Genomic DNA, 25,771 nt, shown 5'->3' with positions numbered 1-25,771 from the left:
TGCAGGAGGAAGCCCATGACTATCGCCGCCAACAGCGGTGCCGATTCCCAGAAGCTTTTCGCGACGCCCGCGATCGCCAGCGATCGCCGGGCCGATGGCAGCATCATCCTGAAATCCACGACGCCGCTGCGGGACAGCGCGCGTTGCATCGGTGACTGGCTGGAGCATTGGGCGCGGCAGGCGCCAGACCGGATTTTTCTTGCCGACCGCACCAGCCCCGATGCGCCCTGGACGACGGTCACCTACAAGGATGCCCTGAAGAAGGTGCGCTCCGCCGCTGCGTGGATTCTCGCGCAAGGCCTGAGCGCCGAGCGTCCGCTGGTGATCCTGTCCGACAACAGCGTTGAGCATGCGCTGTTTGCACTTGCGGCCCAGCATGTCGGCGTGCCCTCGGCCGCGATCTCGCCAGCCTATTCGTTGATGTCCCGAGATTTCGACAAGCTCAAGAGCATGATCACACTGCTCGGGCCGGGCGCGATCTATGTATCCGCGACAAAACCTTTCGCAGCGGCGCTGGCTGCGATCACGCCGCTGCATTCGGCCACCATCGTCAGTGGCAGTGCAGACGATGATAACGCGATCTCCTTCCGCGCCATCGCGGCAACGCCGGAGACGCCCGATGTCGAAAAGGCCTTTGCCGCGATTACGCCGGATACGATTGCAAAGTTCCTGTTCACTTCGGGCTCGACCGGCACGCCAAAGGCCGTGATCAACACCCAGCGCATGCTGACCTCGAGCCAGCAGGCCAAGGCGCAAACCTGGACTTTTCTGGAGAGTAGCGGCGAGGAACTCGTGATCCTCGACTGGCTGCCCTGGAGCCATACCTTCGGCGCCAACCACAATTTCAATCTCGTGCTGCGCAATGGCGGCACGCTCTATGTCGACGGCGGCAAGCCGGCGCCCGGATTGTTCGCAACATCGCTCGCCAATCTGCGCAGCGTGATGCCGACGGTTTACTTCAACGTGCCGCGCGGTTTCGACATGCTGATCGCGGCGCTGCGAGGCGACGAGGCGTTGCGGACGAAATTCTTCAGCGAAGTGAAATTCGCCTTCTATGCCGGGGCTGCCTTGCCGCAGAATCTCTGGGATGCGCTGGAAGAGCTTTCGATCAAGACGGTCGGCCGCGCGCTGCCGATGGTGTCGGCCTGGGGTTCGACCGAGACCTCGCCGCTCGCCACCGATTGCCATTTCCAGGCAAAACGTTCCGGCAATATCGGCGTGCCGATCCCCGGCACCGAGCTGAAGCTGGTGCCCTCGGGCGACAAGCTTGAGGTGCGGGTGCGCGGCCCGAACGTCACGCCCGGCTACTGGAAGGCGCCCGAACTGACCGCACAGGCGTTCGATGCGGAGGGCTTCTATCTGATCGGCGACGCCGTGACTTTTGCCGATCCGGCGCGTCCCGAACTCGGATTGTTCTTCGACGGCCGTGTCGCCGAAGATTTCAAACTCGATTCCGGCACTTGGGTCAGCGTCGGCACCTTGCGCGTTGCGGGCATCGCAGCGCTGGCGCCGCTGGCGCAGGATATCGTGGTCACCGGCCACGGCGGCGACGAGGTTCGCTTCCTGGTATTCCCGAACACCGCAGCCTGCCGGGCGCATGCCGGCCTATCAGACAATGCCGATGTGAGGGACGTGATCGGCCACGACAAGGTTCGTACCGCCGTCGCACAGGGCCTTGCGAAGCTGAAGGCGCAGAGCGGCAACTCGTCAGGGCACGCGACGCGGGCGCTGCTGCTGGCTGAGCCGCCGTCGGTTGATGGCGGCGAAATCACCGACAAGGGCTACATCAACCAGCGCGCGGTGCTGACGCGGCGCGCAAGCGCGGTGGCAACGCTGGACGATGATACCTCGGCCGAATGGATCGGCTGTGCCGGTTGAGATGAGTTCGAGCCCTCAAAACCCGTTCTTGTGCGCGTCCACCAGCCGCACCAGCATCTGGAGAAAGGCGGATTGTTCTGATTTGCTGAGCGCGGAAAGCGTCTGCGCGTTAAAACTCTCGCCGAGCCGGCTGGCTTCGTCGGCGCGCCGCTCGCCCGCCGCGCTGAGGCTGAGCTCGACCGCCCGCCGGTCCCGCGCCGACCGCTTGCGCTTGAGAACTCCGGTCTCCTCCATCCGCGACAGGATCTTCACGAGGTTGGGCAATTGCATTTTCAGCACGGCGGCAAGCTCGCTCTGCGTCACCGTCTTGTTGTCGCGGACGGCGACGAGAATGGCGTATTCGAGCGGCGAAAGCTTTAGCGATTCGAAATAGGGGTAAAACGCCTCGAAATTCTGCAACTGCAGAATACGGATCATGAAACCGGGGGTGCGCTGCAGCGCGGTCAGATCGAGTTCGCGCCCCGGGTCCGGTTCAGCCGGCCTGGCTCCCCCGTTGGTCTTGCGCGTCGAAACTCTTCCGATTCTCGCCATAGGCAATAGCTCGCACGGCATTACGTGAATTGACAATCCTCAAAATGCTTATAAGTTATAAGCAATTTAGAAGTGGTCGCGAAGGCCGCCTTTTCCGCACAGGAGGGAATGCATGCGACAGTTTTTTCGCGAAGGGATATTCGTTGCCGCGCTCGGCGCACTGCTCGTCAGTCCGGCACACGGCCAGGAACGCGTCCGCATCGGCGTGCTCAACGACCAGTCGGGCGTGTTCTCGACCTATCAGGGCATAGGCTCGGTAATCGCCGCGCAGATGGCGGTGGAGGACTATGGCGGCAAGGCTGCCGGCAAGCCGGTCGACGTCATTACCGCCGATCACCAGAACAAGACCGACGTCGGCGTCGGCATCGCGCGGCGCTGGTACGACACCGAGAGCATCGACGCCATCTTCGACCTGCCGAACTCGGCGATTGCGCTGGCGGTCGCCGCCATGAGCGAGCAGAAGAACAAGGTCTTCATCGGCTCCGGCGCCGGCACCGCGCTGCTCACCGGCGAGAAGTGCACGCCGAATACCGTGCACTGGACCTACGATACCTACGCCTATGGCCGCGGCCTCGGCAAAGCCGTGGTAGCCCAGGGCGGCAAGAAATGGTTCTTCCTGACCGCCGATTACGCCTTCGGCCATGATCTGGAAAAGCAGGCCATGGAAGGCGTCAAGGCATCCGGCGGCGAAGTTCTCGGCGCCGTGCGCCATCCGCTCGGCACCGCCGATTACGCCTCGTTCCTGCTGCAGGCGCAGGCCTCGGGCGCCGATATCGTTGGTGTGGCGAATGCCGGCGACGACACCATCACTTCGATCAAGCAGGCGGCGGAGTTCGGGCTGACGCAGAAACAGCGGCTGGTCGGCCTGATCCTCGGCATGAACGGCATTCCCGCGCTCGGGCTGAAGGCCGCGCAGGGCGCGCAGATCATGAATCCGTTCTACTGGGATTTGAACGACGGCACGCGCGCCTTTGCCAAGCGCTTCGCCGAACGTCATCCGCAGAAGAATCATCCGAACGACATGCAGGCCGGCGTCTACGCATCCGTGCTGCATTACCTGAAAGCCGTCGACAAGGCCGGCGGCGCCGTGGATGGCAAGGCGGTGGTTGCGGCAATGAAGGCAATGCCGACCGACGACCCGCTGTTCGGCAAGGGAACCATCCGCGCTGATGGACGCAAGATCCATCCGCTGTTTCTGCTCGAGGTGAAGAAGCCCGACGAGTCCACGTCGAAGTGGGATCTCTTGAAGGTCGTTGCAACCATTCCCGGCGATCAAGCGTTTCGGCCTGAGAGCGAAGGCAACTGCCCGCTGGTCAAGAGATGATCTGACCGACGGCGGCCGGCAGGAACCGGCCGCCGCCTAAAAATCGACCGTCGAGGCTTGTCGTATATGTTGCCAAGGCAACTAATTTGTGCGACCGTGTTTTCACAATGCGGCCGACCGCAGAGCACAGAGTGCCGGGCCGCACAGGGAGAAACGGATGTTCGGGCGTGTCGGATCGTCTCGACGCAATGCGATGTCGCGTATGCAGTGGGGTGGTCGCGGCGTGGCTAATACGCGCCGTTCAGCTCCGCGTATCGACTTCGCCGGCGCCTTTCACGGCGTCGAGATTGCCGTGCACCCGCAGCAGCAGCGCGATCAGGGTCTCGCGCTCCGGTTTGCTCAAGCAGGAAAGCAGGCGGCGCTCACGTTCGAGCGCGACTGCGATGACTTGATCGTGGGTGGTATATCCCTTCGCGGTCAGCGAGATCGAATGGGTGCGCCCGTCCTCCCGGTCGGCCCGGATGCTGACCAGCCCACGCTCCTCCATGCCGGCCAGGGTCCGGCTGACCGGCCCCTTGTCGAAGCCGATCACATGGCAGATCCGCGCCGCCGAAATTTCTGGCTCGATCGCCAGCAGCGACAGGATCCGCCATTCCGTGACGTTGACCCCAAAGCGCTTCTGATAGACGACGGTCGCACTGCGCGACAATTTGTTGGCAATGAAGGTGATGAGCGCCGGAACGTAGCGGTCGAGGTCGAGCACCTGTTCGGCCCGTCCGCTCCTGCTTGCCGCGCCCGCGCGAGGGACGCGCGCCTGTCTGTTTCTGCTCATGCTCTTCCGAAGCCGCTTCAGCGTTCCAGACATAGAGACAGCGCATACCGCTCTGCAAGAACATTATGCAGGAGACCCACATGAGCGCGACCTCCCGGACCGGATCTGTCACCCCGGAACGTGGTGCGCCGGCCGGCGTGCCCCATCTCGACGTGGACCCGTTTTCGACCGAGTTCTTCGAGGATCCACACCCGATCCACGAAGCGCTGCGTGAGGCCGGGCCGGTGGTGTGGCTCGACAAATGGGGCGTCTATGGCGTGGCGCGCTACGCGGAAGTGCACGCCGTCCTCAACGATCCCATGACCTTCTGTTCCAGCCGTGGCGTGGGCCTCAGCGATTTCGCCAAGGAAAAGGCCTGGCGTCCGCAAAGCATCATTCTCGAGGCGGATCCCCCGGCGCATACGCGTACCCGCGCCGTGCTGAACCAGGTCCTGTCGGCGACCGCGATGAAGCCGCTGCGCAGCCATTTCACCGCGCTGGCCGAAGCCAAGGCCGACGAATTGCTGGCGCGCGGCACCTTTGATGCGATCACTGATCTTGCGGAGGCCTATCCATTGTCGGTTTTCCCCGACGCGTTGGGACTAAAGCAGGAGGGGCGGGAGAACCTGCTGCCCTATGCGAGCCTCGTGTTCAACGCCTTCGGGCCGCCCAACCAGCTGCGTCAGGAAGCAATCGAGCGCTCGGCGCCGCATCAGGCCTATGTCGCCGAACAATGCCAGCGCGAAAACCTCGCCCCCGGCGGCTTCGGCGCCTGCATTCACGCCCGCGCCGATGCCGGTGACATCACCCATGAGGAAGCGCCTTTATTGGTGCGCTCGCTGTTGTCGGCGGGACTCGATACCACCGTCTACGGTATTGGCGCCGCCGTTTATTGCCTGGCGCGCTTTCCCGATCAACTGGCAAAGCTGCGCAGCGATCCGACGCTGGCGCGCAACGCCTTCGAGGAGGCAATCCGCTTCGAAAGCCCGGTGCAGACCTTCTTCCGCACCACGACGCGGGAGGTCGAACTATCGGGCCAGCGCATCGGGGAAGGGGAGAAGGTCCTGATGTTCCTCGGCGCCGCCAACCGCGATCCGCGGCGCTGGGAAAACCCTGACCGTTACGACATCACCCGCCGCACTTCGGGCCATGTCGGATTTGGCTCCGGCATTCACATGTGCGTCGGCCAGCTTGTCGCGCGCCTCGAAGGCGAGGTGATGCTGGCGGCGATTGCCCGCAAGGTTGGAAAGATCGAGATATCAGGGCCGGTGAAGCGCCGCTACAACAACACGCTGCGCGGCCTCGAAAGTCTCCCGATCACGATTTCTCCGGCCTGACGGACCGCCCATGCCCAGCATCACGTTTGTTCACCCAGACGGCCGCGCGCAACGCATCGAGGCCAGCGATGGCGAAAGCGCCATACAGGCCGCGACGCGCCAGGACGTCAGTGGAATTCTGGCCGAATGCGGCGGCAATGCCATGTGCGCCACCTGCCATGTCTATGTCGACGAGGACGCGCTGCTCGACGGCGCCGCCGCCGAACGGCGGGCCAACAGCCGCCTGTCCTGCCAGATCAAGTTTGCTGCGGACCTTGACGGCCTGCTGCTGCGCCTGCCGGACCGCCAGACGTGATGGCGTGACCGGCCGCCACCGCCTGCATCGAATTTTGAACCCGGCGAAGTTCGGGAACATCAGAGATCAGATACAGAGGGAGAGAACGATGAGGGCTTTCAGGTTCGGTCTGGCGCTTGCCTTGTCTTGCGCGCTTGCGCCGACGGCACGCGCGGAAATTTCCGACAACGTCGTGCGTGTCGGCGTGCTCAACGACATTTCGGGCATCTTCCAGGACACCAACGGCATGGGCTCGGTGGAAGCCGCGCGCATGGCGGCGGAAGATTTCAATGGCGGCGGCAAGGGCATCAAGGTCGAAATCGTCTACGCCGACCACCAGAACAAGGCCGACGTCGGCTCCGCCATCGTACGCAAATGGCTTGACGTCGACGGCGTCGATGCCGTGGTCGATGTGCCGAACTCGGCGGTCGGCCTCACCATCAATTCGCTCTTGCGCGACAGCCGCATGACGTTTCTCGCGTCATCGACCGCGAGCTCCGACCTGACCGGCAAGGCCTGCTCGCCCAACACCATCCAGTGGGTCAACGACGCCTGGGCCACCGGCAACTCCACCGCGGCGGCGATGATGGCGCGCGGTGGCAAGGAATGGTACTTCATCACGGTGAATTTTGCCCTCGGCCAGGGCATCGAGGCCGAAGCCACCAATTACATCGAGAAGCACGGCGGCAAGGTGCTGGGCTCGGCCAAGCACCCGCTCAACACGGCGGACTTCGCCTCGCTGTTGCTGCAGGCGCAGAATTCCAAGGCCAAGGTGATCGGGCTTGCCAATGCCGGTGGCGACACCGTCAATGCCGTGAAGCAGGCCGCCGAGTTCGGTCTCCAGCAGAGCGGGCAGACCATGGTGGCCTTCCTGCTCTTCATAAACGACGTCCACGGCATGGGGCTGAAAGTGGGGCAGGGCCTGCAATTGTTCGAGGCGTTCTACTGGGACACGGACGACGACACCCGCGCGTTTGCAAAGCGCTTTGCGGCGCGGCCGGGCGTGAACGGCAAGATGCCGAGCGGCAACCAGGCCGGCGTCTATGCCTCGACGTTGGCCTATCTCAATGCGGTGGCGGCCACCGGCAGCGATCACGCCAAGGACGCGGTGCCGCAGATGAAGAAGTTCAAGGGCAAGGACAAGCTGTTCGGCGATGTCACCATCCGCCAGGACGGCCGCGTCATTCACCCGATGTACCTGTTCGAGGTGAAGAAGCCCGAAGAGTCGAAATATCCCTACGACTACTACAAGCTGGTCTCGACCATTCCCGCCGACCAGGCCTTCCGACCGCTCGCCGAAGGTGGCTGCTCCTTGGTGAAGTGAACGCTCCGCTGCCCTCCCTCTCTCGCGCATGCGGGGGAGGGCCGGGGTGGGGGGGGGCGCCGCATAACGGATATCAAATGCCGACACCGCTCGTTCTTATTTTGATTGACGTCGGCGCCGCGCGAACCATTGTAAGCCCGACGGCCCGGAAAATGCGGCTGCAAGACGGTAGGGTGGGGGGAAATAATGCAACGTCCCAAGTTCGATGCGCGCGCGTGGGCGCCGCTGGCGTGCCTTGTCGCTGCGACCTCGCTCGTTAGCGCAGATGCGATGGCCGCAAAAATGACCGGCGATCCCGCCGCAACCTGTGGCGACCTGATCAAACCGATCGACAATGCCGTCCGGATCGATTCCGCCACGATCGTCGCGCCCACGCCACTCGCCGTCGCCGAACGAGGGCCAACCCCGGCGGCGCGCGTCACGCCAGCGAATCCGGAATTCTGCAAGGTGCTCGGCCAGATCGCGCCATCAGATCCCAATGCGCCGCCGATCAAATTCCAGGTCAATCTCCCGGTCGAGTGGAACGGCCGCTCGCTGCAATATGGCGGCGGCGGCTTCAACGGCGTGCTGATTACCGGGCTCGCCTTGCCGCCGGCCTTTCCGTTCGGCGCGCCATCGCCGCTGGCGCGCGGCTTCGTCACCTATGGTACGGATTCCGGCCATGAGACCAAGCCGGGCGAGCCGCCGCAATTATTCGCGCTCAACGACGAAGCGTTCGAGAATTTCGCCCATCGCTCCTACAAGCGGGTGCGCGATGCCGCCGTCGCGCTGATGGTGCGCGCTTACGGCAATCCGCCAACAAAACTCTACTTCATGGGATCGTCGGAAGGCGGACGCGAGGCGCTGACGATGGCGCAGCGCTATCCTGAGGATTTCGACGGCATTTTTGCCCGCGTGCCCGTCATCAACTGGGTCGGGTTGCAGCATGCCGGAACGCGGTCGGGCCTCGCCACCATGGGCGAGGGCTGGATTCGCCCGGCGCAGGTCGAACTGGTGGCGAAGGCGGTGCTTGCTGCTTGCGACAAGGCCGACGGCGTCGAGGACTCTTTGGTTCTGGATCCGGTCGGCTGCAAGGCGAAATTCCAGCCGGAGTCGTTGCGCTGTGCGGAGGCCCAAAACGGCGACCATTGCCTGACCGACCTGCAGATCGCCGCGATCAAGACACTTCACTCGACCTACAAGTTCTCATTCCCGCTGGAGAACGGCCTTGACGATTATCCGGGCTGGGGCGTCTCGGGCGAAAACACGCCTGCCTTCGGTCCGACCGGCGGCTGGGTCTCCTGGTGGCTCGGCAAGGCGGCCCCGGCGCAGCCGCCGGCGCCCACGAACGGCATCGCCTGGATCTATGGCGCGGGCGGCATACGATATGTCTTCGCGCGCGACCCGAAGCTCGACGTCACGACCTACAAGCCCGAGGATCACAAGGAGCGTCTGCTGCTTGTGTCGCGGTTGATGGATTCGACCAATCCGGATCTAAGCCGCTTTGCCGCGCGCGGCGGCAAGCTCGTGATCCTGGAGAACATGGCCGACTACGCCCAGAGTCCCTATGCGGGAATCCGCTATTTCGAAAGCGTGCAGCGTACGCTCGGTAAGGAAAAGACCGCAGAGTTCGCCCGCCTCTACACCGCGCCCGGCGTCGATCACGTCGGCTCGGGCGCACCCGCCAATGTCGACATGCTGGCGGTGCTGGTCGACTGGGTCGAGAACGGCAAGGCGCCCGGCGATCTCCAGGTGATCGAGCAGAAGGTCAAAGCGCCGGCGTTCGAGACGACGCGCGCGCTGCCCTTGTGCCAATGGCCGGCATGGCCGCACTACAAATCGGGGCCGACGAACAGCGCTGCCAGCTTTGCCTGCGCGCCGTAACAAACCTATCCCGTGACCTTGCTCGACCCCTGCGTGATCAGCCGCGCCGCGCGCTGGTCGCGGGCGTGGATCCACAGCCAGCTCAGCGCCACGCTGAGGCGGTTGCGCAGGCCGATCAGGAAGTAGATGTGGGCGATGCCCCAGATCCACCAGGCGAGGTTGCCGCGCAGCTTGATGCGGCCGAAGTCGATCACGGCCTTCTTCTTGCCGATCTGTGCCAGGCTGCCGGCGTGCTTGTAGCGGAACGGCGGCATCGTGCTGCCGTTCAGGCGCGCCTTGATCAGCGCGGCCACATAGCGCCCCTGCTGCTTGGCCGCCGGCGCAATGCCCGGTACGGGATTGCCGTCGGGGCCTGCGATCGTCACGGTGTCGCCAATGGCAAACACGTGGGGATGGCCGGGCACGGTCAGATCAGGCTCGACCTTCAGGCGGTAGGCGCGATCAGCGGGCGCGTTCAGCCATTCGGCCGCGCGCGAGGCGCGCACGCCGGCGGCCCAGACGATGGTTCTGGCCTCGAGCTTGTTGCCGCCATAGACGACGCCATCGATGGCGCATTCGGTAACGGGCTGCCCCAGCAACACTTCGACGCCGATCTCTTCCAGCGAGCGCTGCGCATAGGCGGAGAGATCTTCGGGGAAGCCGGCGAGCACGCGCGGGCCGGCCTCGACCAGGACAACGCGGGTCTTGTGGGTATCGATGTTGCGAAAGTCCGGCGGCAGCGTGTCCTTGGCGAGGTCGGCGATGGTGCCCGCCATCTCGACGCCGGTCGGGCCGGCGCCGATGATAACGAAGGTGAGCAGCGCGGCACGCCGCGCCGGATCGGTCTCGCGCTCGGCGCGCTCGAAGGCAACGAGGATGCGCCGTCGCAGCGTCGTGGCATCCTCCAGCGTCTTCAGGCCGGGCGCGAACGGCTCCCACTCGTCATGGCCGAAATAGGCGTGACGGGCGCCGGTAGCGAGGACCAGCGTGTCGTAGGCAATGGTATCGCCGTCTTCGAGCAGCACGCGTTTTCCGACGGCGTCGACGCCGTTCACATTGGCGAACAGCGTCGTCACTTCGGGACGGTGGCGCAGCAGGTAACGGATCGGCCAGGCGATTTCCGACGTCGCCAGCGAGGCGGTCGCGACCTGGTAGAGCAGCGGCTGGAACAGGTGATGGTTGCGGCGATCGATCAGCGTGATCTTGACCGGCGCCCCGGCAAGGCCAAAGGCTGCTTCCAGCCCGCCGAAACCGGCGCCGACGATTACCACGTGATGGGGTTCTTTCGGCACTGTCGTCATGGGAATGCGGCCCCGGTTTCAGATGTCTCAACGCATTGGATTATGTAGCCATTTGCGCCAGCGGTCCAAGACGTCTTTGCCAATCGGGCGATAGCGAAAGCGTATGATCGCTGTCGTCCCGGCCAAGCCAACGGGTCGGCGCGAAGCGCAACAACAAAATCGTGTGGTTGTGGGTCCCTGTGTTTGCAGGAACGACGGCAAAAAAAATTCCTGCCACCGCATCCTTTGCCCGAACTCAAACGTCCTTGGGGCGGGATGGCTGCAACAAGGAGAAAGCCATGAGACGGACCGTGATAAGGTACAAGACAAAGCCGGAAATGGCCGACAGGAACGCGGAACTGATCGCAGCGGTGTTTGCGGAACTGAAGGCGGGGCAGCCGCAGGGTCTGCGCTATCTATCGCTGCGGCTGGAGGACGACACCTTCATTCATGTCGTCGAGAGTGCGGCCGATGACGGCGCCAGCGCCTTGCCGAAGCTGGCGTCCTTCGCCGCGTTCCAGAACGGCATTCGGGAGCGTTGCGCCGAGCCGCCGCTCGCCAAGGGCGCCGCCATCGTCGGCAATTATCGCATGCTGGGCGAGAACTGAACCCACTTGCCGGAGACAGAATGACCGTGGTGCCCGAGACGTCCACAGCCTCCGACATCGAACGCCTGCTTGTCGCGATGCGGCGGCTGCATCGTTACTGCGCGCGCATGGTGGGCTCGGTCATCGACGGCGAGGATGTGCTGCAGGACGCGCTGATCAAGGCGGTGGAGGCGCACGCTACCGCCGGCGCCATCGGCAATCCCGAAGGCTGGCTGTTCCGGATCGCGCACAACACGGCGCTGGATTTCCTGCGCCGGCGCAACCGCCAGGAGACGCTCCGCTCGATGGAGGAGGCGGATATGATCGTTGATCAGCTCGATGCCGTGGAAAGCCGCCAGATCGCCGCCACGTCCTTGCGCACGTTCATGCGCCTGCCGGTAGCGCAGCGCGGAAGTGTGATCCTGATGGACGTGCTCGGCTGTTCGCTGAAGGAAATCTGCGAGGCGATGGGTTGCAGCCTGCCCGCGGCCAAGGCCGCGCTGCATCGCGGCCGCGCGCAGTTGCGCGAATTCGCCGCTGAGCCGGACGATACGCCGCAACAGAGATTGCCGGATGCGGATCGTGCGCGCCTCGGCGCCTATGTCGCGCATTTCAACGCGCGCGATTTCGACGCGATCCGCACCATGATTGCTGATGACGTCAAGCTCGATCTCGTCAACAAGACCCATATGCGTGGCAAGGCCGAGGTGTCCCGATATTTCGGCAACTACGCCAAGGTCAACGACTGGCATCTGGTGCCCGGCCTGGTCGAAGGGCGTCCCGCCATCCTGGTATTCGATCCGGGCAAGCGCGATGCAGGGCCGAAATATTTCATGTTGCTGGATTGGTCGGCCGGCCGGGTCGCAACCATCAGGGATTTCCGCCACGCGCCTTACGTCGTCGATGGCGCGGAGTATTTGATCTGAAGCTAAAGCCCGCGGCGGCCGAATCCACCGTTGGCAGGCCGCGTAATTTGCGGCACGGCCGGCGTCTCCGCGACCGGGCGGGGCGGCGGCGGATTGGGAAACCGCTCGTCAAGGGTCGGCACCGGACTGTCATGCGCTCCGCTGGGACAAAACAGCAAGGCAAGAATGAGCGAGAGGTTAATGAGCGCACCGACCATCGTTCCGCGCTCATGGCCCAGTGACATGGCCGGGAATTTGGTGGCGACGATCCCGTCGACGATCACAACCGCGATCCACGCCGGCATCACGCAAACCGGATCCCATCCGATATCCCTGAACCGCATCGACTGCAGCGTGACAGTGAGCCACGCGTAGAAGATGGCGGCGGCGAAGATCGGCCCCGAGGCCGGGCTTGGAACCGTTCCCTTGGGGGTGGTCTGAAAAGCGTAAGCGATGGCGGCGGCATGGACCGCGACCATCATGACGGTGACCACCAGCGTGCTGCAGAAAAAATGCAGGCGGCCAATGCGGGCATTGAAGCCGAACAGGAAACCCAGCATGGATCTATCCTCTTCGGAGCAGTTGGCTACAGATTGCTTTCGGAGCTGTGAACCGCGGAGGTTGCAGGCGGAGCTTGGCTTCCGGCCGCTTTAGGAAATTCCTAAAATCCGAGCGGCCGCCCGCAGCGGTGCGACAATTGTTGCCCCAGCAACCGGAACTATAGTTCTTGCCATCCCCACGGTCCGCGAATTATGGTGCAGGTAGCTTTAGGCATGCGCCGAAGGTCCAAAGCCGGACCGGCGGTTCACGCTTGCCGCTGGCCGGCAATTTCGCGCACAAAATACCTCACATGATAAGAGGCGCGCGGAAACAAGCGCTGCCCGTCACAAGGCGGGTCTGGTTCGATAACGAGGAGGGGAGTGATTATGAAAAAGGCATTCTGGCTGGCTGGCGCGGCCATTCTGGCGCTGACGCAGACCGCAGTTGCTGGCGACACCATCAAGATCGGCTTTGTCTCGACCTTCAGCGGCCCGACCGCTGTGATCGGAAACGACATGCGCAACTCGTTCGAGCTGGCGCTTGATCATCTCGGCCGCAAGATGGGCGGGAAGCCGGTCGAGGTGATCTATGAGGACGACGGCCAGAAGCCCGATGTCGGTAAACAGAAGACCGAAAAACTGATCCAGTCCGACAAGGTCGATTTCATCGCCGGCTATATCTGGTCGAACGTGCTGCTGGCTTCGCTGAAGACCGCGGTCGATTCAAAAACCTTCCTGATCTCGGCCAATGCCGGTCCCTCGCAGCTCGCCGGCGAGCTCTGTTCGCCTTACGTGTTCTCGACCTCCTGGCAGAACGACCAGACCCCGCAGGCGGTCGGCACCTATATGAACCAGAAGGGCGTGAAATCAGTGTTCCTGATCGGCCCGAACTACGCCGCCGGAAAGGACATGCTGGCCGGCGTGAAGAGCACCTTCAAGGGCCAGGTCGTGGGCGAGGAATACACGGTGTGGCCGAGCCAGCTCGACTTCTCCGCGGAGCTTACCAAGGCCAAGAACTCCAAGGCCGAGTCGATTTTCGTGTTCTATCCGGGCGCGGCCGGCGTCCAGTTCCTCAATCAATATGCCCAGGCTGGCATCAAGGGGCAGATCCCGCTCTATACCGCGTTTACGATCGACGAATTGTCACTGCCGCTGCAGAAGGACAACGCGATCGGCGTGCCCGGGGCGCAGCAATGGGTCAACGATCTGCCCAACGCCGAGAACAAGAAGTTCGTCGAGGACTATCGCAAGAAATATCCCGGGCTGCGCCCGACCTTCTATGGCGCGCAGTCCTATGATGCCGCCAACCTGATCAACAGCGCGGTCGTCGCCGTGAAGGGCGACACCTCGAAGAAGGACGAGATGAAGGCTGAGATGGAGAAGGCCAACTTCAAGTCCGTGCGCGGGCCGTTCAAATACGGCAAGAACCACATCCCGATCCAGAACTTCTACCTGCAGGACGTGGTCAAGGACGCCGACGGCCAGCTTTCGCTCAAGACGGTGGCGACCATCGTCAAGGACGACCAGGACCGCTTCGTCGACAAGTGCCCGATGAAGTGATTGGCATGACCGGTGCATGATCGCCGGAGCGCGCCCTCGGGCTTGACCCGGGGGCGTTTAGCGGCCGATCATCCGCCCAACAAGAAAATGGCGGCGGCGCAGATGTGCTGCCGCTGTTTTTTCAGGCCTAGAGTTTAGGGATCTATGCTCGTCCTCGTAGAACAATCGCTGAACGGCTTGCAGTTCGGCCTGCTGCTGTTCCTGCTGGCAGCCGGCTTGACGCTGGTGTTCGGCATCATGGACTTCGTCAATCTGGCGCACGGCTCGCTCTACATGATGGGCGCCTATTTCGCGGCGACCTTCGTGGCGTGGACCAACAGTTTCATACTGGGCATCCTGATGGCGCTCGGCGCCACGCTGCTGCTCGGCATTCTCCTGGAGTTCGTGGCGCTGCGGCATCTCTACGGCCGCGACCATCTCGACCAGGTGCTCGCGACCTTCGGCCTGATACTGTTCTTCAACGACGCGGTGCGGCTGATCTGGGGCCCGGCCGGCCTGTCTCTGCCGCTGCCGGCCTGGCTGACCGTGCCGGTGCAGATCGTCCCCGGCGTGTTCTATCCGGCCTACCGGCTGTCGATCATCGTGGTCGCGCTGGCGGTTGCCGCGATGCTTTATGTCGTGGTGATGCGAACCAAGATCGGCATGCTGATCCGCGCAGGCGCCTCCAACCGCGAGATGATCGGCGCGCTCGGCATCAACATCAAGCTGCTGTTCACGCTGGTGTTCGGGCTGGGCGCCGCGCTCGCCGGGCTGGCCGGGCTGATGCAGGCGCCGATCCTCACGGTGCAGATCGGCATGGGCGAGAACATCCTGATTCTCGCCTTCGTCATCATCGTGATTGGTGGCATCGGCTCGATCCGCGGCGCGTTCCTGGCCGCGATCTTCGTCGGTATGATCGATACGCTCGGCCGCGCCTTCCTGCCCGATCTGTTGCGCACCGTGCTGAGTTCCGCCGCCGCCTCGACCGCCGCGCCCGCGCTGTCGTCGATGCTGATCTATCTCCTGATGGCGATCGTCCTTGTCGTTCGTCCGGAGGGACTGTTTCCGGCTGCCAAGCGATGAAATCTGCCATCAACGCCCGCAACGTCGTCGTGGCGCTCGTCGCGCTTGGCCTCACATTGCTGCCGGTTTATTCGGCGCTGACCGGCAACATCTTTATCCTGACGCTGTTCACGCGCATCATCATCTTCGCACTCGCCGCCGCCAGCCTCAACCTCATCATGGGCTATGGCGGCATGATGAGTTTTGGTCATGCCGCCTATCTCGGCATCGGCGGCTATGCGGTGGGCATCCTCGCTCATGAGGGCGTCGGCTCCGGATTTATCCAGTGGCCGGTGGCGCTGGCGGCATCGGCGCTCTATGCGCTCGTCATCGGGGCGCTCTCGCTGCGCACCCGCGGCGTCTACTTCATCATGATCACGCTGGCCTTCGCGCAGATGGCCTATTACATCGCCTCGGGTCTTTCTCGCTATGGCGGCGACGACGGCCTCACCATCTACAAGCGCAGCACGTTCGGCGGCCTGATCGATCTGTCGAACCGCACGCAGTTCTATTACCTCTGCCTCGCCTGCCTGTTCGGCGGCGTCTATCTGATCTGGCGCATCGTCAACTCGCGGTTCGGCATGGTGGTGCAGGGCGTTCGTTCCAACGAACAGCGCATGCAGGCGATCGGCTATCATGCCAACCGCTATCGTCTCGTCTGCTTCGTCATCTCGGGCACCATTTGCGGCCTCGCCGGCGCACTTCTCGCCAACAATACCGACTTCATCAGCCCGGCCGGGATGTACTGGACCCGCTCTGGCGAACTCATGGTGATGGTGGTCTTCGGTGGCATGGGATCGCTGTTTGGTCCCGTCCTGGGCACCATCGTGTTCCTCCTGCTGGAAGAAGTCCTGTCGCAATTCACCGAATACTGGGCGTTGATCATGGGCCCGCTGTTGCTGCTGCTCGTGCTGTTCGCGCGGGGCGGCATCATGGGGCTGCTCGGGAGGTTGAGCCGTGACTAGTTCCTTGGCTGATTCTTTCGCTGGTCCCTTGCTCCGCGTTGAAAATCTGGTCCGCAGCTTCGGCGGCATCAAAGCCACCGACAATCTGTCGCTGGACGTCCTGCCGGGCGAGCTGCATGCCATCATCGGCCCCAACGGCGCCGGCAAGACCACGCTGATCAGCCAGTTGACCGGGCAGTTGATGCCGAATTCCGGCGCGATTCACTTCGCCGGTCGCGACGTCACCGGGGTGCCGGCCTATCAGCGCAGCCGGCTTGGGTTGGCGCGATCGTTCCAGATCACGTCGCTGCTGAAGGATTTTACCGCGATAGATAATGTCGCGATCGCGGCGCAGGCGCATGACGGCCACTCGTTCCGCTTCTGGGGCGCTGCCCGCAAGGAGAAGCATCTGCGCGACGCGGCGCAGGCCGCACTGACGCGAGTGGGACTCGGGCAACGCGCCAATGTGCTGGTTTCCGAATTGAGCCACGGCGAACAGCGCGAGCTCGAGCTTGCGGTCGCGCTTGCGACCAAACCGCAATTGCTGCTGCTCGACGAGCCGATGGCCGGCCTCGGCGTCACCGAATCCGCGCGCATGGTGGCGCTATTGAAGGAATTGCGGAAGGAAGTCACCATCGTGCTGGTCGAGCACGACATGGAAGCGGTATTCGCGCTCGCTGACCGCATCACCGTGCTGGTCTATGGCCGCGTCATCGCCTCCGGCGATCCCGACGCCATTCGCAACAACGAGGAAGTCAAGCGCGCCTATCTCGGCGACCAGCATGCGGTGACCCGTCATGGCTGAAACATTGCTGGAAATCGACGGGATCGAGACCTGCTACGGCCTCAGCCAGGTGCTGTTCGGCCTGTCGCTGAAGGTTCAATCGGGCGAAATGGTCGCCCTGATGGGCCGCAACGGCATGGGCAAGACCACGACCGTCCGTTCCATCATGGGCATGACGGGCGCGCGCGCCGGCACGATCCGCTTCGCGGGCGAGCAGGTGCGCAGCCTGCCGTCGTACAAGATTGCAAAGCTTGGCATCGGCCTCGTGCCCGAGGGACGGCAGATCTTTCCCAATCTCACCGTGTACGAAAATCTGGTCGCAGCCTCGGGAAACCGCGCTGGCAATTCCGATCCCTGGACCATCGACAAGATCCACGCGCTGTTTCCGCGCCTCGCCGAGCGCGGCAACAATATGGGCGTGACGCTCTCGGGCGGCGAGCAGCAGATGCTGGCGATCGGCCGCGCGCTGATGACCAATCCAAAGCTCTTGATCCTCGATGAAGCCACCGAAGGCCTCGCACCGCTGATCCGCGAGGAAATCTGGAATTGCCTGTCGATGCTTAAGGGCCGTGGGCAATCCGTACTGGTCATCGACAAGAACGTCGCCAACCTCTCCAAGATCGCTGACCGCCACTACATCATCGAGCGCGGCCGCACGGTGTGGACGGGGACGAGTGAGCAACTCATCGCCGAGCCGGATCTGCAGCACCGGTATCTCGGGATTTGAGGGCGCCGTAGGGTGGGCAAAGGCGTGTCAGCGCCGCGCCCACATCTATCCTCGCACGCCTGATGGTGGGCACGCTTCCGCCTTCGCTCTCGAGCTACGGCGGACAAGTCGCTTTGCCCATCCTACGATTTCCGGCATGGAGAGGCGCTCTATCGGCAGTCATTGCGAGGAGCGAAGCGACGAAGCAATCCATGCTGCCGCAAGCGGAGAAATGGATTGCTTCGCTGCGCTCGAAAACGGAGCAAGCGGAGAGGCTAGCCCCGCTCAAAACATCTCGAAATATTCGCGGTGCTCCCAGTCCGACACTTCGGCCTGAAACCGCTCGATCTCCGCATTCTTGATGTGGACGTAGTAGTCCACGAACTCTGCGCCCAGTGCCTGACGGAAGAACGGATCGTCCTGCAGCGCGAATACCGCCTCGCGAAGACTCTTTGGCAATAGCGCCGCCTTGGTCTCGTACGGCGTATCCGCGGACGGCCCAGGATCGAGCTTGCGGTCGACGCCGTCGAGCCCTGAGAGAATCTGCGAGGCCATGTAGAGATACGGGTTCGCCGCAGGCTCGCCGATGCGGTTTTCCAGCCGCGTCGCGGCATCGCCCGGACCGCCGAGCACGCGGATCATGACGCCTCTGTTGTCGCGGCCCCAGATCGCGCGGTCCGGTGCCAGCGAATACGAGCGGTAGCGCTTGTAGCCGTTGATGGTCGGCGTGGTGAACACGGTCGATGCGCGGGCATGCTCCAGCAGTCCGGCGAGATAGTGTTTTGCGAACGGGTTCAGCGCTTCGCCCTTGTCGCTGGCCATGAACGCGTTCGCGCCATCAGCGCGCGATACCAGCGATTGATGCAGATGCCAGCCGGAAGCGAACACGTTCGGCAGTTTCGGCCGGCACATGAAGGTCGCGTGATAGCCGTGGCGGCGCGCGATCTGTTTTACGGCCGAGCGGAATAGCACCATGTTGTCGGCGGGCACGAGGCCCTTGGTCGGCTGGAAGGTGAATTCGCACTGGCTCGGGCCGAACTCGACCTCGACCGATCGCAAGGGAAGCCCGAGCGCAAGCACGTCGCGGCGGATGATTTCCAGCGCCGGCTCCATCTGGTCGTAGCGCTGCTCGGTCAGATATTGATAGCCGTGCGACAGCAGGCTGACCGATGGCGGCCGCCCGGGCTGGCCGGCATCCTCCGGCGCCATGTGCGCATCGTCGAGCTTGAAGAGATGGAATTCGACCTCAAGGCCCGCCACGAAATCGTAGCCGCGCGCGCCGAGCTGATCGATTACCTTGCGATAGAGATGCCGTGTGGCGAACGGCACCGGACGGCCGTCGTTGAAATAGAGATCGCAGAGCAGCCAGCCGGTGGTCGGTGCCCACGGCAGCACGCGAAAGGTGGTCGGGTCTGCCACCATCAAGACGTCGGCGGCGCCTTCCATCTCCTTCATGCCGAATCCGCCGCCTGATGTGAACACCGGAAACACCGTCTTGTGCGAGGTGTCCTTGGCCAGCATCGTCGTGGTGATGGAGCAGCCGCTTTCCAGCGAAGCGATCGCCTCGCTCGCGATCAGCGTCTTGCCGCGGAGGATTCCGTGCTGGTCGGGGAACGACAGGCGGATGACTTCGAGGTTTTGCTCGTCGACGATGCGGGCGAGGCGGGTCGCCGCCTCTCTCTGCTCTTTCGACCATAGCCCGTGACGTTCCACAAAACTCAACGCGTCACTCCCCATCTTCCGTCATTCCGGGGCGATGCGGAGCATCGAACCCGGAATCTCGAGATTCCGGGTCTGGTCCTTCGGACCATCCCGGAATGACGGTGCCACAAATCTCACTCCGCCGCCGTGAGGTGGGGAACCTTGCCGGCGATCTCGCTCGGCACTGGCGCCGCCCACGGCGCGCCGCGGCGGCGCTTCACGTCGACTTCCATCCAGTAGATTTCCCAGCCTAACGTCGGGCCAATGCCGTCCATCGTCGCCGGGCCCTGGATGCTCCGCGCGTGCGCCGCATCGAGAAACAGCATCGGCTTTTCGCCGCCGGAAACCTTCTCGATCTCCTGCCGCAGCAGGCGGCGATATTGCACGATCGCCTTGTCTGATTGCCCGAGATGCTCGTTGGTGCGGTCCTGGATCGCGCCCATCGATTCCACCGCCCACTGGTCGTGGACGTTGATGTCGGTCCCCATGCCGGTATAGGTCGCGGTTGCCTGTTCGTGCGGATCGAAGCCGTAGTCGTTGTTCTTGTTCTTGCGCGACTTGTAGTCCGGCAGCTCGTAGAGTTCGAGGCGCTGGTCGCGCATCTTCTTCTTGTCGACCGGCGTCGTGTAGCTCGTGAAGATCGCGTACCAGTAGCAGTTCTCGTCATCGATGGGCACGTGCCACTGTGTGATCGTCATGTCCTGACTCATCGGGATGACGAAGCCGTGCGGGAAAAGCTGGTTGGTGACGCGCACATGGGTGCGCTCTTCATCCAGCTCGCGTAGCGCAATCAGGCGCAGGCCGTATTCGGTGTGCTCGACATTGATGATCGGGTTGTCGTATTCGCGCAAAATCTTGGTCATCGGCATGTCGCTTCCGGCGGATGCGCCGCGGAACTGCTTGCCGTAGGCTGCGGACGTGTCCTCATCCTCAAAGAAGCGGTGCAGAAAGGAGGCGTGCGCCGGATCGATGCCGACTTCCAGCGCCTGCAGCCAGTTGCAATTGATGTGGCCCTTGAACGCAAAGGTATGGCTGTCAGGCGCGACAAAACAGTCGATCTCCGGAAACGCCGGCGGCTCGCCTTCACCGAGATAGGCCCAGAGGATGCCGCTTTTCTCGACCACGGGATAGGAGCGCTGCCTGATGCCCTGGCAGAGCTTTGAGTCCTTCGGCTCCGCGGGTGTCTCCAGGCATTGGCCGGAGATATCGAACAGCCAGCCATGGAAGGCGCAGCGCAGCCCGCCATTTTCGAGACGACCAAAGGCGAGGTCGGCGCCGCGATGCGCGCAGTGGCGGTCGATCAGGCCGTAACGGCCTGCTTCGTCGCGAAACAGCACCAGGTTTTCGCCGAGCAGTTTAACGGGCCGAACCGGCCGCGGTCCCACCAGCTCATCCACCAGCGCTGCCGGCTGCCAGTACATCCGCATCAGCTTGCCGCAGGGGTCCTTGCGCCCGGTGCGGGTAATCAGGTCGTTCGCTTCCTGGCTCATCATGGCGAGAATCTCCGTTGCTGGATTTGTTCGCCTATTGAACTTTTGTGCGATTTTAACGTAGGCTGTGCGTTAGGCAAGCGGATTTATGGAGGCAGCGATGCCCAAGCTTAAGCGCGCCGGCGACGCTGACAACCGCGGCGCCACCGATTTCATCGAAAGCCTCGACCGCGGCCTGCGCGTGCTGGAGGTGTTCGGCGGCAGCCGGCAGCCGATGACGCTAAGCGACCTCGCCAAGGCCGCCGACCTGCCGCGCGCCACTGCGCGGCGCATCCTCTTCACGCTGGAGCGCGCCGGCTTCGTTACCACCGACGGCAAGCTGTTTCGCCTGATGCCGCGCGTGCTGGTGCTGGCATCAAGCTATCTCGCTTCCAACCACGTCGTCTCGGTGCTGCAGCCGGCGCTGGATCGATTGTCGAACGAGGCGCAGGAAATCTCGTCGATGGCGATCCTTGATGGCAACGACGTCGTCTTCATCGCGCGCGCCAGCCCGACGCGGATATTCTCCGCCGGCATCGATATCGGCTACCGCCTGCCGGCGTTCTGCACCTCGGTCGGCCGCGTGCTGCTGTCGCGGCTGACCGATGAGGAGCTGGCAAAAGCGCTCGACGCGATGGACCTCACGCCGCTGACGCCGTTCACCGTCACCGACAAGAAGCTGCTCTTGACGACGGTCATCGCAGATCGCGGGGCAGGCTATTCGCTGGTCGATCGCGAGGCCGAGCCGGGCTTCCGCTCGATCTCCGTGCCGCTCCGCCGCTACGACGGCGCGATCGTCGCCGCCATCAACATGGGCGCGCATGTCGACCGCGTATCGTCAGCCGAGATGGTCGAACGCTTCCTGCCGCGATTGCAGGAGACGGCGGCCTCGGTCAAATCGATGCTGGTGTGAAGATGATTGTCCGGTCTGAAACGCCCGAGGATATTGCGGCGATCCGTATCGTCCAGGAAGTGGCATTCGGCCAGCCGGCCGAAGCGCAACTGGTCGACGATCTGCGCGCGGCCGGCGATGCGATTTTCTCGCTGGTTGCCATCGATGACGGAACCGTCGTTGGCCACATCATGTTCTCACGGATGAAAGCGCCGTTTCCCGCGCTGGCGCTCGCCCCTGTCGCGGTGCTGCCCGAATACCGGCGGACAGGTTTTGCCAGCCGGTTGATCCGCCAGGGCATCGCCCGCAGCGAGGCCGCCGGCTGGCTCGGCATCTTCGTCCTCGGCGATCCCGCCTTCTATCGGCGTTTCGGCTTCGACGCCGGTAAGGCGAGCGGCTTCATCTCGCCCTATGCCGGACCGCATCTGATGGTGCTGCCTGTTGGACGAAACGAACTTCCGGTCACCGCGGGACTCATTGAACATGCGCCCGCTTTCGCAAAGCTTGGATAGGCTAGGCGGAATGGCGCCTGGTTGGTAAAGAGTTTCCACCGTCATTGGGAGCGAAGTGAAGCAATCCGTTCCATCGCTTGCTGAGGTTTGGCAAGGCGCGCTATGGCGCGGGCAAGCGCTTGAGCGCGGCTTCGATCGCTTCGAACTTGGCGACGATCTGCGGCGTCACCAGGTAGCGCAGCATCGCCGCGAGCGACAGGCCGACAATCGTCGCGATAATCGCGTACTGCGTCATCAACGCCAGCAATATTGCGCGCAGCCGGCGCCGTCGGACCTTCGGCGGCTTGGCCGCAGCGAGAAGGCCGTCGTCGCCTTCAACCGTGCTCATGCGATCTAGAACTCGTTCAGAAGCTGATTGAGGCGCGACTTCAGCCGCCGGTTGGACCGCTCGCTGGCGCGAAGCTTGCGCGCCCATTCCAGCGGAACGACGCTGCTCATGTCGTGCTCGCCGCAGAACATCAGGCCCGCTGTGTTGTGATCGCGCCAGACCGGGCGGGCCAGACAGGAAAGCCGCCGGCGCACGACTTCGAAATCGATCCGGTCGGGCAGGATGGCCGAATTCTCGAATTCGATTTTGGCGCCGCCCTGGCTGAAATTGCGCACGATGCAGTCAAGCGTCGAGTTGCGCGCGTTGAACGCGATCATTCCGCCGTAATAGACGCGGCCTCTCGGGTGTTGACGGCGCTCCAGCACGATTTGTCCTCCATGCGCTTAACGCTTTAGTAACACTCCTTTAGAGTGTATTGCAGCCACCGCTCGCATGGAACTTGTGCGGTGGTTAATAGTGGCGCCCGGCTCGGGTTGCAACCGTCGAGCGCATGCCTTCCGCGCGGCCGGAAATCAGGCCTCTGCAGCTTGCACTTTCACGGAAAAGATCAGGAGACCGCGCTGCGCAGCCCGAACGCGTGCTTGTCGTGCAGTACCGGCGCCACCGCATCGCTCAGCCGCGCCGCCGCCGCATCGACGGAAAGCCCTGCGGTATCGACCACTGCCGACGCGCGCGCATAGAGCGGCTCGCGGCTGATCAGGATGTTGCGCAATTCCGCCATCGCCGAGCGATCGTCCGCCATCGGGCGCAGATCGCCCTGGCCACGCACGCGGGCCATGTGCTCTTCCGGCTCGGCCTTGAGCCAGATGGTGTAGAACGACGACAGGATCAGGTCGAAGGTGAGCGGCTCGGAGACGATGCCGCCGCCGGTCGCCAGCACCATCAATTCCTTGCGCGCGAGCAATTGCGACAGCGCCGCCTGCTCCATGCGGCGAAAGCCTTCCTGGCCGTAGAGCGCAATGATCTCGGCGACGGACAATCCGTTCTGCGCCTCGACCTCCTTGTTGAGCTCGACAAATTTCCAGCCGATCTTCTTCGCCAGCATCCTGCCAAGGGTGGATTTGCCGGCGCCGCGCAGGCCGATCAGCGCGATGCCGGCAAAGCTGATCCGACGCTGCGATGGGCCGCCGCCGGCCAGCGCATCTTTGGCGTGCGCGATCTGGGCCGGCGTCGCCTTGCGCAGGAGATCGCGAATGATCGCCCAATCCGGCGCCGGTTCGGTGGAAGGAATCATGTCTTCGAGATGCGCGCCCATGGCGTTCGACACACGCCGGAGCAGCACGATCGAAACATTGCCCTTGCCGCTTTCGAGCTGCGCGATGTAGCGCTCGGAAATTCCGGAAACTTTGGCGAGCACTTTGCGCGACATGCCGCGAAGGGCGCGCATGGTGCGCACACGCTGGCCGAGCTGCTCGAGAAAGCCGGATTCGGGGTCGCTGGCCTCGGTCATTTCCTCGTTCGGCTTTACCTGCGGTTGAACGGATTTCGGAAACATAATGCCGATGAGGATTGACAGCAAGCGCGGCCGGTGTCTTTGTATGAATTATAATTCTTAGAAACTGAGGGGAGAAGCGTCGTGAGCGGCACGTCCGGTTCGTACAATGCGGTGACCTGGCTGCTCGACCGCAATGTCGAGGAGGGGCGCGGGGCCAAGCTCGCCTTTACCGACACCGTCACCGAACTCACCTATGGCGATCTGCAGCGGCAGACCCGCCGTGTCGCCAACATGCTGCGCCGGCTCGGCGTCCGCCGCGAAGAGCGCGTGGCGATGATCATGCTGGATACGGTGGACTTCCCGTGCGTGTTCCTCGGCGCGATCCGTGCGGGCGTCGTGCCGGTGCCGTTGAACACGCTGCTGACCTCGGAGCAATACGCCTACATTCTCGGGGATTGCCGCGCGCGCGTGCTGTTCGTCTCCGAAACGCTGCTACCGGTCGTCAACGACATCATCGCTCGGATGCCTGATCTCGAACATGTCGTCGTGTCGGGCAAGGAGGCGCACGGCCACAAGAAACTGTCGGACGAACTCGCGCGCGAGAGCGATACGTTCGCGACCGCCGCGACGCATCCGGACGAGCCCGCGTTCTGGCTCTATTCGTCCGGCTCGACCGGCATGCCGAAGGGCGTGCGCCATTTGCATGCCAATCTCGCCGCGACCGCCGATACCTATGCCAAACAGGTGCTCGGCATTCGCGAGAACGATGTTTGTCTCTCGGCGGCAAAACTGTTCTTCGCCTATGGCCTCGGCAATGCGCTGACGTTTCCGATGTCGGTCGGCGCCTCCACGGTGCTGCATACGGACCGGCCGACGCCGGCGGCGATGTTCGCGCTGATGAACAAATACAATCCGACCATCTTCTACGGCGTGCCGACATTGTTTGCGGCGATGCTCAACGACGAGACGGTGAAGGATGCCGGCGCCGGCAATCGCCTGCGCATCTGCACCTCGGCCGGCGAGGCGCTGCCGGAATCGGTCGGCAATGCCTGGAAGGCTCGGTTCGGCGTCGACATTCTTGACGGCGTCGGCTCGACGGAACTGCTGCACATCTTTCTGTCCAACGCGCCCGGCGACATCAAATACGGCTCATCGGGGCGTCCCGTGCCTGGCTACAAGGTGCGGCTGGTCAATGAAGCAGGCGCCGAGGTGCCCGACGGCGAAGTCGGCGAATTGCTGGTCGATGCGCCGTCCGCCGGCGAGGGCTACTGGAACCAGCGCGCCAAGAGCCGCTCGACCTTCGAAGGCCACTGGACGCGCACCGGCGACAAGTACATTCGCGATGCCGACGGGCGCTACACCTTCTGCGGCCGCTCGGACGATATGTTCAAGGTCTCCGGTATCTGGGTCTCGCCGTTCGAGGTCGAGAGCGCGCTGATCACCCATCCGGCGGTGCTCGAAGCCGCCGTCGTGCCCGAATCCGATCCGGAAGGATTGTTGAAGCCGAAGGCCTTTGTCGTATTGCGGCCCGGCGCCAAAACCGATGATCTGCACGAAGTGCTGAAGGAGCACGTCAAGCAGAAGATCGGCGCCTGGAAATATCCGCGCTGGATCGACGTGGTGGACAGCCTGCCGAAGACGGCGACGGGTAAGATTCAGCGGTTCAAGCTGCGAGATGGCGCATCGTAACCTCTCTCCCGTCGTCCCTGCGAAAGCAGGGACCCATACGCCGCGGCTTATCCATAGACGCGCGATGTGCAAGACTTTTGGTCACGACGGGGGCCGGTGGTTATGGGTCCTGCTTTCGCAGGGACGACGTAAGCGAGG

Annotated in this window: 25 protein-coding genes; 16 read left to right on the top strand and 9 right to left on the bottom strand. The window is 63.4% G+C overall.

The window, feature by feature from the left end; genetic code table 11:
- Positions 1–15 precede the first annotated feature (15 nt).
- Positions 16–1,878, top strand: a complete 1,863-nt coding sequence (locus tag ACH79_RS08375) for a feruloyl-CoA synthase (protein WP_161850592.1) — start codon at positions 16–18, stop codon at positions 1,876–1,878.
- A 15-nt stretch (positions 1,879–1,893) separates the two neighbouring features.
- Here ACH79_RS08375 and ACH79_RS08370 read toward each other — a convergent pair whose 3' ends face one another.
- A complete protein-coding gene (locus ACH79_RS08370; protein ID WP_161850591.1) occupies positions 1,894–2,409 on the bottom strand; it encodes a MarR family winged helix-turn-helix transcriptional regulator in 516 nt (171 codons plus the stop codon).
- Between the two features lie 112 nt (positions 2,410–2,521).
- On the opposite strand from ACH79_RS08370, the gene ACH79_RS08365 reads away from it, so the two are divergent.
- A complete protein-coding gene (locus tag ACH79_RS08365) occupies positions 2,522–3,733 on the top strand; it encodes an ABC transporter substrate-binding protein (RefSeq protein WP_161850590.1) in 1,212 nt (403 codons plus the stop codon).
- 241 nt (positions 3,734–3,974) lie between these two features.
- Here the strand turns inward: ACH79_RS08365 and ACH79_RS08360 are convergent, their stop codons facing one another.
- Positions 3,975–4,505, bottom strand: a complete 531-nt coding sequence (locus ACH79_RS08360; protein WP_161850589.1) for a MarR family winged helix-turn-helix transcriptional regulator — start codon at positions 4,503–4,505, stop codon at positions 3,975–3,977.
- An 80-nt stretch (positions 4,506–4,585) separates the two neighbouring features.
- On the opposite strand from ACH79_RS08360, the gene ACH79_RS08355 reads away from it, so the two are divergent.
- From ACH79_RS08355 to ACH79_RS08340, 4 genes are all read left to right on the top strand, one after another.
- The gene (locus ACH79_RS08355) at positions 4,586–5,821 is read left to right on the top strand and encodes a cytochrome P450 (protein WP_161850588.1); all 1,236 of its coding nucleotides are present in this window, start codon (positions 4,586–4,588) and stop codon (positions 5,819–5,821) included.
- Positions 5,822–5,831: 10 nt separating this feature from the next.
- The gene (locus tag ACH79_RS08350) at positions 5,832–6,116 is read left to right on the top strand and encodes a 2Fe-2S iron-sulfur cluster-binding protein (RefSeq protein WP_161850587.1); all 285 of its coding nucleotides are present in this window, start codon (positions 5,832–5,834) and stop codon (positions 6,114–6,116) included.
- A gap of 88 nt (positions 6,117–6,204) precedes the next feature.
- Positions 6,205–7,419 (top strand): ABC transporter substrate-binding protein, encoded by a 1,215-nt coding sequence (locus ACH79_RS08345; RefSeq protein ID WP_161850586.1) that lies wholly within the window; start codon positions 6,205–6,207, stop codon positions 7,417–7,419.
- 282 nt (positions 7,420–7,701) lie between these two features.
- Positions 7,702–9,282 (top strand): tannase/feruloyl esterase family alpha/beta hydrolase, encoded by a 1,581-nt coding sequence (locus ACH79_RS08340; protein WP_246738651.1) that lies wholly within the window; start codon positions 7,702–7,704, stop codon positions 9,280–9,282.
- Between the two features lie 5 nt (positions 9,283–9,287).
- On the opposite strand, the gene ACH79_RS08335 is transcribed toward ACH79_RS08340, so the two are convergent.
- Positions 9,288–10,562 carry an NAD(P)/FAD-dependent oxidoreductase gene (locus ACH79_RS08335; RefSeq protein WP_161850585.1) on the bottom strand — a complete coding sequence of 425 codons (1,275 nt, stop codon included), beginning with the start codon at positions 10,560–10,562 and terminating at the stop codon, positions 9,288–9,290.
- A gap of 278 nt (positions 10,563–10,840) precedes the next feature.
- On the opposite strand from ACH79_RS08335, the gene ACH79_RS08330 reads away from it, so the two are divergent.
- Both ACH79_RS08330 and ACH79_RS08325 read left to right on the top strand, forming a co-directional pair.
- Positions 10,841–11,149 carry a hypothetical protein gene (locus ACH79_RS08330; RefSeq protein WP_161850584.1) on the top strand — a complete coding sequence of 103 codons (309 nt, stop codon included), beginning with the start codon at positions 10,841–10,843 and terminating at the stop codon, positions 11,147–11,149.
- Positions 11,150–11,169: 20 nt separating this feature from the next.
- The gene (locus tag ACH79_RS08325) at positions 11,170–12,054 is read left to right on the top strand and encodes a sigma-70 family RNA polymerase sigma factor (RefSeq protein ID WP_161850583.1); all 885 of its coding nucleotides are present in this window, start codon (positions 11,170–11,172) and stop codon (positions 12,052–12,054) included.
- A 2-nt stretch (positions 12,055–12,056) separates the two neighbouring features.
- Here the strand turns inward: ACH79_RS08325 and ACH79_RS08320 are convergent, their stop codons facing one another.
- Positions 12,057–12,593: a DUF805 domain-containing protein gene (locus ACH79_RS08320; protein WP_161850582.1), complete on the bottom strand. Its 537-nt coding sequence runs from the start codon at positions 12,591–12,593 to the stop codon at positions 12,057–12,059.
- 366 nt (positions 12,594–12,959) lie between these two features.
- On the opposite strand from ACH79_RS08320, the gene ACH79_RS08315 reads away from it, so the two are divergent.
- From ACH79_RS08315 to ACH79_RS08295, 5 genes are all read left to right on the top strand, one after another.
- Positions 12,960–14,132 carry an ABC transporter substrate-binding protein gene (locus ACH79_RS08315; protein WP_161850581.1) on the top strand — a complete coding sequence of 391 codons (1,173 nt, stop codon included), beginning with the start codon at positions 12,960–12,962 and terminating at the stop codon, positions 14,130–14,132.
- Between the two features lie 144 nt (positions 14,133–14,276).
- Positions 14,277–15,194: a branched-chain amino acid ABC transporter permease gene (locus ACH79_RS08310; protein ID WP_161850580.1), complete on the top strand. Its 918-nt coding sequence runs from the start codon at positions 14,277–14,279 to the stop codon at positions 15,192–15,194.
- Positions 15,191–16,138: a branched-chain amino acid ABC transporter permease gene (locus tag ACH79_RS08305; RefSeq protein WP_161850579.1), complete on the top strand. Its 948-nt coding sequence runs from the start codon at positions 15,191–15,193 to the stop codon at positions 16,136–16,138. Before ACH79_RS08310 ends, ACH79_RS08305 begins: the two co-directional genes overlap by 4 nt.
- Positions 16,139–16,166: 28 nt before the next feature.
- Positions 16,167–16,922, top strand: coding sequence for an ABC transporter ATP-binding protein (locus ACH79_RS08300; protein ID WP_161856274.1), 756 nt, complete (start codon positions 16,167–16,169; stop codon positions 16,920–16,922).
- A complete protein-coding gene (locus ACH79_RS08295; RefSeq protein WP_161850578.1) occupies positions 16,915–17,628 on the top strand; it encodes an ABC transporter ATP-binding protein in 714 nt (237 codons plus the stop codon). The genes ACH79_RS08300 and ACH79_RS08295 overlap by 8 nt, the downstream gene beginning before the upstream one ends.
- 264 nt (positions 17,629–17,892) lie before the next feature.
- Here the strand turns inward: ACH79_RS08295 and ACH79_RS08290 are convergent, their stop codons facing one another.
- Positions 17,893–19,329: a glutamine synthetase family protein gene (locus ACH79_RS08290; protein WP_161850577.1), complete on the bottom strand. Its 1,437-nt coding sequence runs from the start codon at positions 19,327–19,329 to the stop codon at positions 17,893–17,895.
- Between the two features lie 113 nt (positions 19,330–19,442).
- Positions 19,443–20,801, bottom strand: a complete 1,359-nt coding sequence (locus ACH79_RS08285; RefSeq protein WP_161850576.1) for an aromatic ring-hydroxylating dioxygenase subunit alpha — start codon at positions 20,799–20,801, stop codon at positions 19,443–19,445.
- A 97-nt stretch (positions 20,802–20,898) separates the two neighbouring features.
- On the opposite strand from ACH79_RS08285, the gene ACH79_RS08280 reads away from it, so the two are divergent.
- Positions 20,899–21,690: an IclR family transcriptional regulator C-terminal domain-containing protein gene (locus tag ACH79_RS08280; protein ID WP_161850575.1), complete on the top strand. Its 792-nt coding sequence runs from the start codon at positions 20,899–20,901 to the stop codon at positions 21,688–21,690.
- Between the two features lie 2 nt (positions 21,691–21,692).
- Entirely contained in the window at positions 21,693–22,181 is a 489-nt protein-coding gene (locus ACH79_RS08275) for a GNAT family N-acetyltransferase (protein ID WP_161856273.1), read from the top strand.
- 100 nt (positions 22,182–22,281) lie between these two features.
- Here ACH79_RS08275 and ACH79_RS08270 read toward each other — a convergent pair whose 3' ends face one another.
- From ACH79_RS08270 to ACH79_RS08260, 3 genes are all read right to left on the bottom strand, one after another.
- Entirely contained in the window at positions 22,282–22,509 is a 228-nt protein-coding gene (locus tag ACH79_RS08270; RefSeq protein ID WP_161850574.1) for a hypothetical protein, read from the bottom strand.
- A gap of 5 nt (positions 22,510–22,514) precedes the next feature.
- Entirely contained in the window at positions 22,515–22,874 is a 360-nt protein-coding gene (locus ACH79_RS08265) for a PilZ domain-containing protein (RefSeq protein WP_161850573.1), read from the bottom strand.
- A 182-nt stretch (positions 22,875–23,056) separates the two neighbouring features.
- The gene (locus tag ACH79_RS08260) at positions 23,057–23,959 is read right to left on the bottom strand and encodes a helix-turn-helix transcriptional regulator (protein ID WP_246738470.1); all 903 of its coding nucleotides are present in this window, start codon (positions 23,957–23,959) and stop codon (positions 23,057–23,059) included.
- Positions 23,960–24,085: 126 nt separating this feature from the next.
- Here ACH79_RS08260 and ACH79_RS08255 point away from each other — a divergent pair, with 126 nt between their 5' ends.
- A complete protein-coding gene (locus tag ACH79_RS08255) occupies positions 24,086–25,633 on the top strand; it encodes a benzoate-CoA ligase family protein (protein ID WP_161850572.1) in 1,548 nt (515 codons plus the stop codon).
- Positions 25,634–25,771: the final 138 nt, after the last annotated feature.

This window comes from Bradyrhizobium sp. CCBAU 051011 (genome assembly GCF_009930815.1).
GTDB lineage: Bacteria > Pseudomonadota > Alphaproteobacteria > Rhizobiales > Xanthobacteraceae > Bradyrhizobium.
Note: the sequence above shows the minus strand (reverse complement) of the source record. Positions and strands in the feature narration are given on the sequence as shown.

What these genes read in the sequence shown, in the direction of transcription:
- ACH79_RS08350 (WP_161850587.1), top strand. Translation starts at nt 5,832, where the DNA reads ATGCCCAGCATCACGTTTGTTCACCCAGACGGCCGCGCGCAACGCATC.
- ACH79_RS08270 (WP_161850574.1), bottom strand. Translation starts at nt 22,509, where the DNA reads ATGAGCACGGTTGAAGGCGACGACGGCCTTCTCGCTGCGGCCAAGCCG.
- ACH79_RS08365 (WP_161850590.1), top strand. Translation starts at nt 2,522, where the DNA reads ATGCGACAGTTTTTTCGCGAAGGGATATTCGTTGCCGCGCTCGGCGCA.
- ACH79_RS08320 (WP_161850582.1), bottom strand. Translation starts at nt 12,593, where the DNA reads ATGCTGGGTTTCCTGTTCGGCTTCAATGCCCGCATTGGCCGCCTGCAT.
- ACH79_RS08360 (WP_161850589.1), bottom strand. Translation starts at nt 4,505, where the DNA reads ATGAGCAGAAACAGACAGGCGCGCGTCCCTCGCGCGGGCGCGGCAAGC.
- ACH79_RS08330 (WP_161850584.1), top strand. Translation starts at nt 10,841, where the DNA reads ATGAGACGGACCGTGATAAGGTACAAGACAAAGCCGGAAATGGCCGAC.
- ACH79_RS08335 (WP_161850585.1), bottom strand. Translation starts at nt 10,562, where the DNA reads ATGACGACAGTGCCGAAAGAACCCCATCACGTGGTAATCGTCGGCGCC.
- ACH79_RS08310 (WP_161850580.1), top strand. Translation starts at nt 14,277, where the DNA reads ATGCTCGTCCTCGTAGAACAATCGCTGAACGGCTTGCAGTTCGGCCTG.
- ACH79_RS08280 (WP_161850575.1), top strand. Translation starts at nt 20,899, where the DNA reads ATGCCCAAGCTTAAGCGCGCCGGCGACGCTGACAACCGCGGCGCCACC.
- ACH79_RS08275 (WP_161856273.1), top strand. Translation starts at nt 21,693, where the DNA reads ATGATTGTCCGGTCTGAAACGCCCGAGGATATTGCGGCGATCCGTATC.
- ACH79_RS08345 (WP_161850586.1), top strand. Translation starts at nt 6,205, where the DNA reads ATGAGGGCTTTCAGGTTCGGTCTGGCGCTTGCCTTGTCTTGCGCGCTT.
- ACH79_RS08305 (WP_161850579.1), top strand. Translation starts at nt 15,191, where the DNA reads ATGAAATCTGCCATCAACGCCCGCAACGTCGTCGTGGCGCTCGTCGCG.
- ACH79_RS08355 (WP_161850588.1), top strand. Translation starts at nt 4,586, where the DNA reads ATGAGCGCGACCTCCCGGACCGGATCTGTCACCCCGGAACGTGGTGCG.
- ACH79_RS08370 (WP_161850591.1), bottom strand. Translation starts at nt 2,409, where the DNA reads ATGGCGAGAATCGGAAGAGTTTCGACGCGCAAGACCAACGGGGGAGCC.
- ACH79_RS08375 (WP_161850592.1), top strand. Translation starts at nt 16, where the DNA reads ATGACTATCGCCGCCAACAGCGGTGCCGATTCCCAGAAGCTTTTCGCG.
- ACH79_RS08285 (WP_161850576.1), bottom strand. Translation starts at nt 20,801, where the DNA reads ATGATGAGCCAGGAAGCGAACGACCTGATTACCCGCACCGGGCGCAAG.
- ACH79_RS08325 (WP_161850583.1), top strand. Translation starts at nt 11,170, where the DNA reads ATGACCGTGGTGCCCGAGACGTCCACAGCCTCCGACATCGAACGCCTG.
- ACH79_RS08340 (WP_246738651.1), top strand. Translation starts at nt 7,702, where the DNA reads ATGACCGGCGATCCCGCCGCAACCTGTGGCGACCTGATCAAACCGATC.
- ACH79_RS08315 (WP_161850581.1), top strand. Translation starts at nt 12,960, where the DNA reads ATGAAAAAGGCATTCTGGCTGGCTGGCGCGGCCATTCTGGCGCTGACG.
- ACH79_RS08260 (WP_246738470.1), bottom strand. Translation starts at nt 23,959, where the DNA reads ATGACCGAGGCCAGCGACCCCGAATCCGGCTTTCTCGAGCAGCTCGGC.
- ACH79_RS08295 (WP_161850578.1), top strand. Translation starts at nt 16,915, where the DNA reads ATGGCTGAAACATTGCTGGAAATCGACGGGATCGAGACCTGCTACGGC.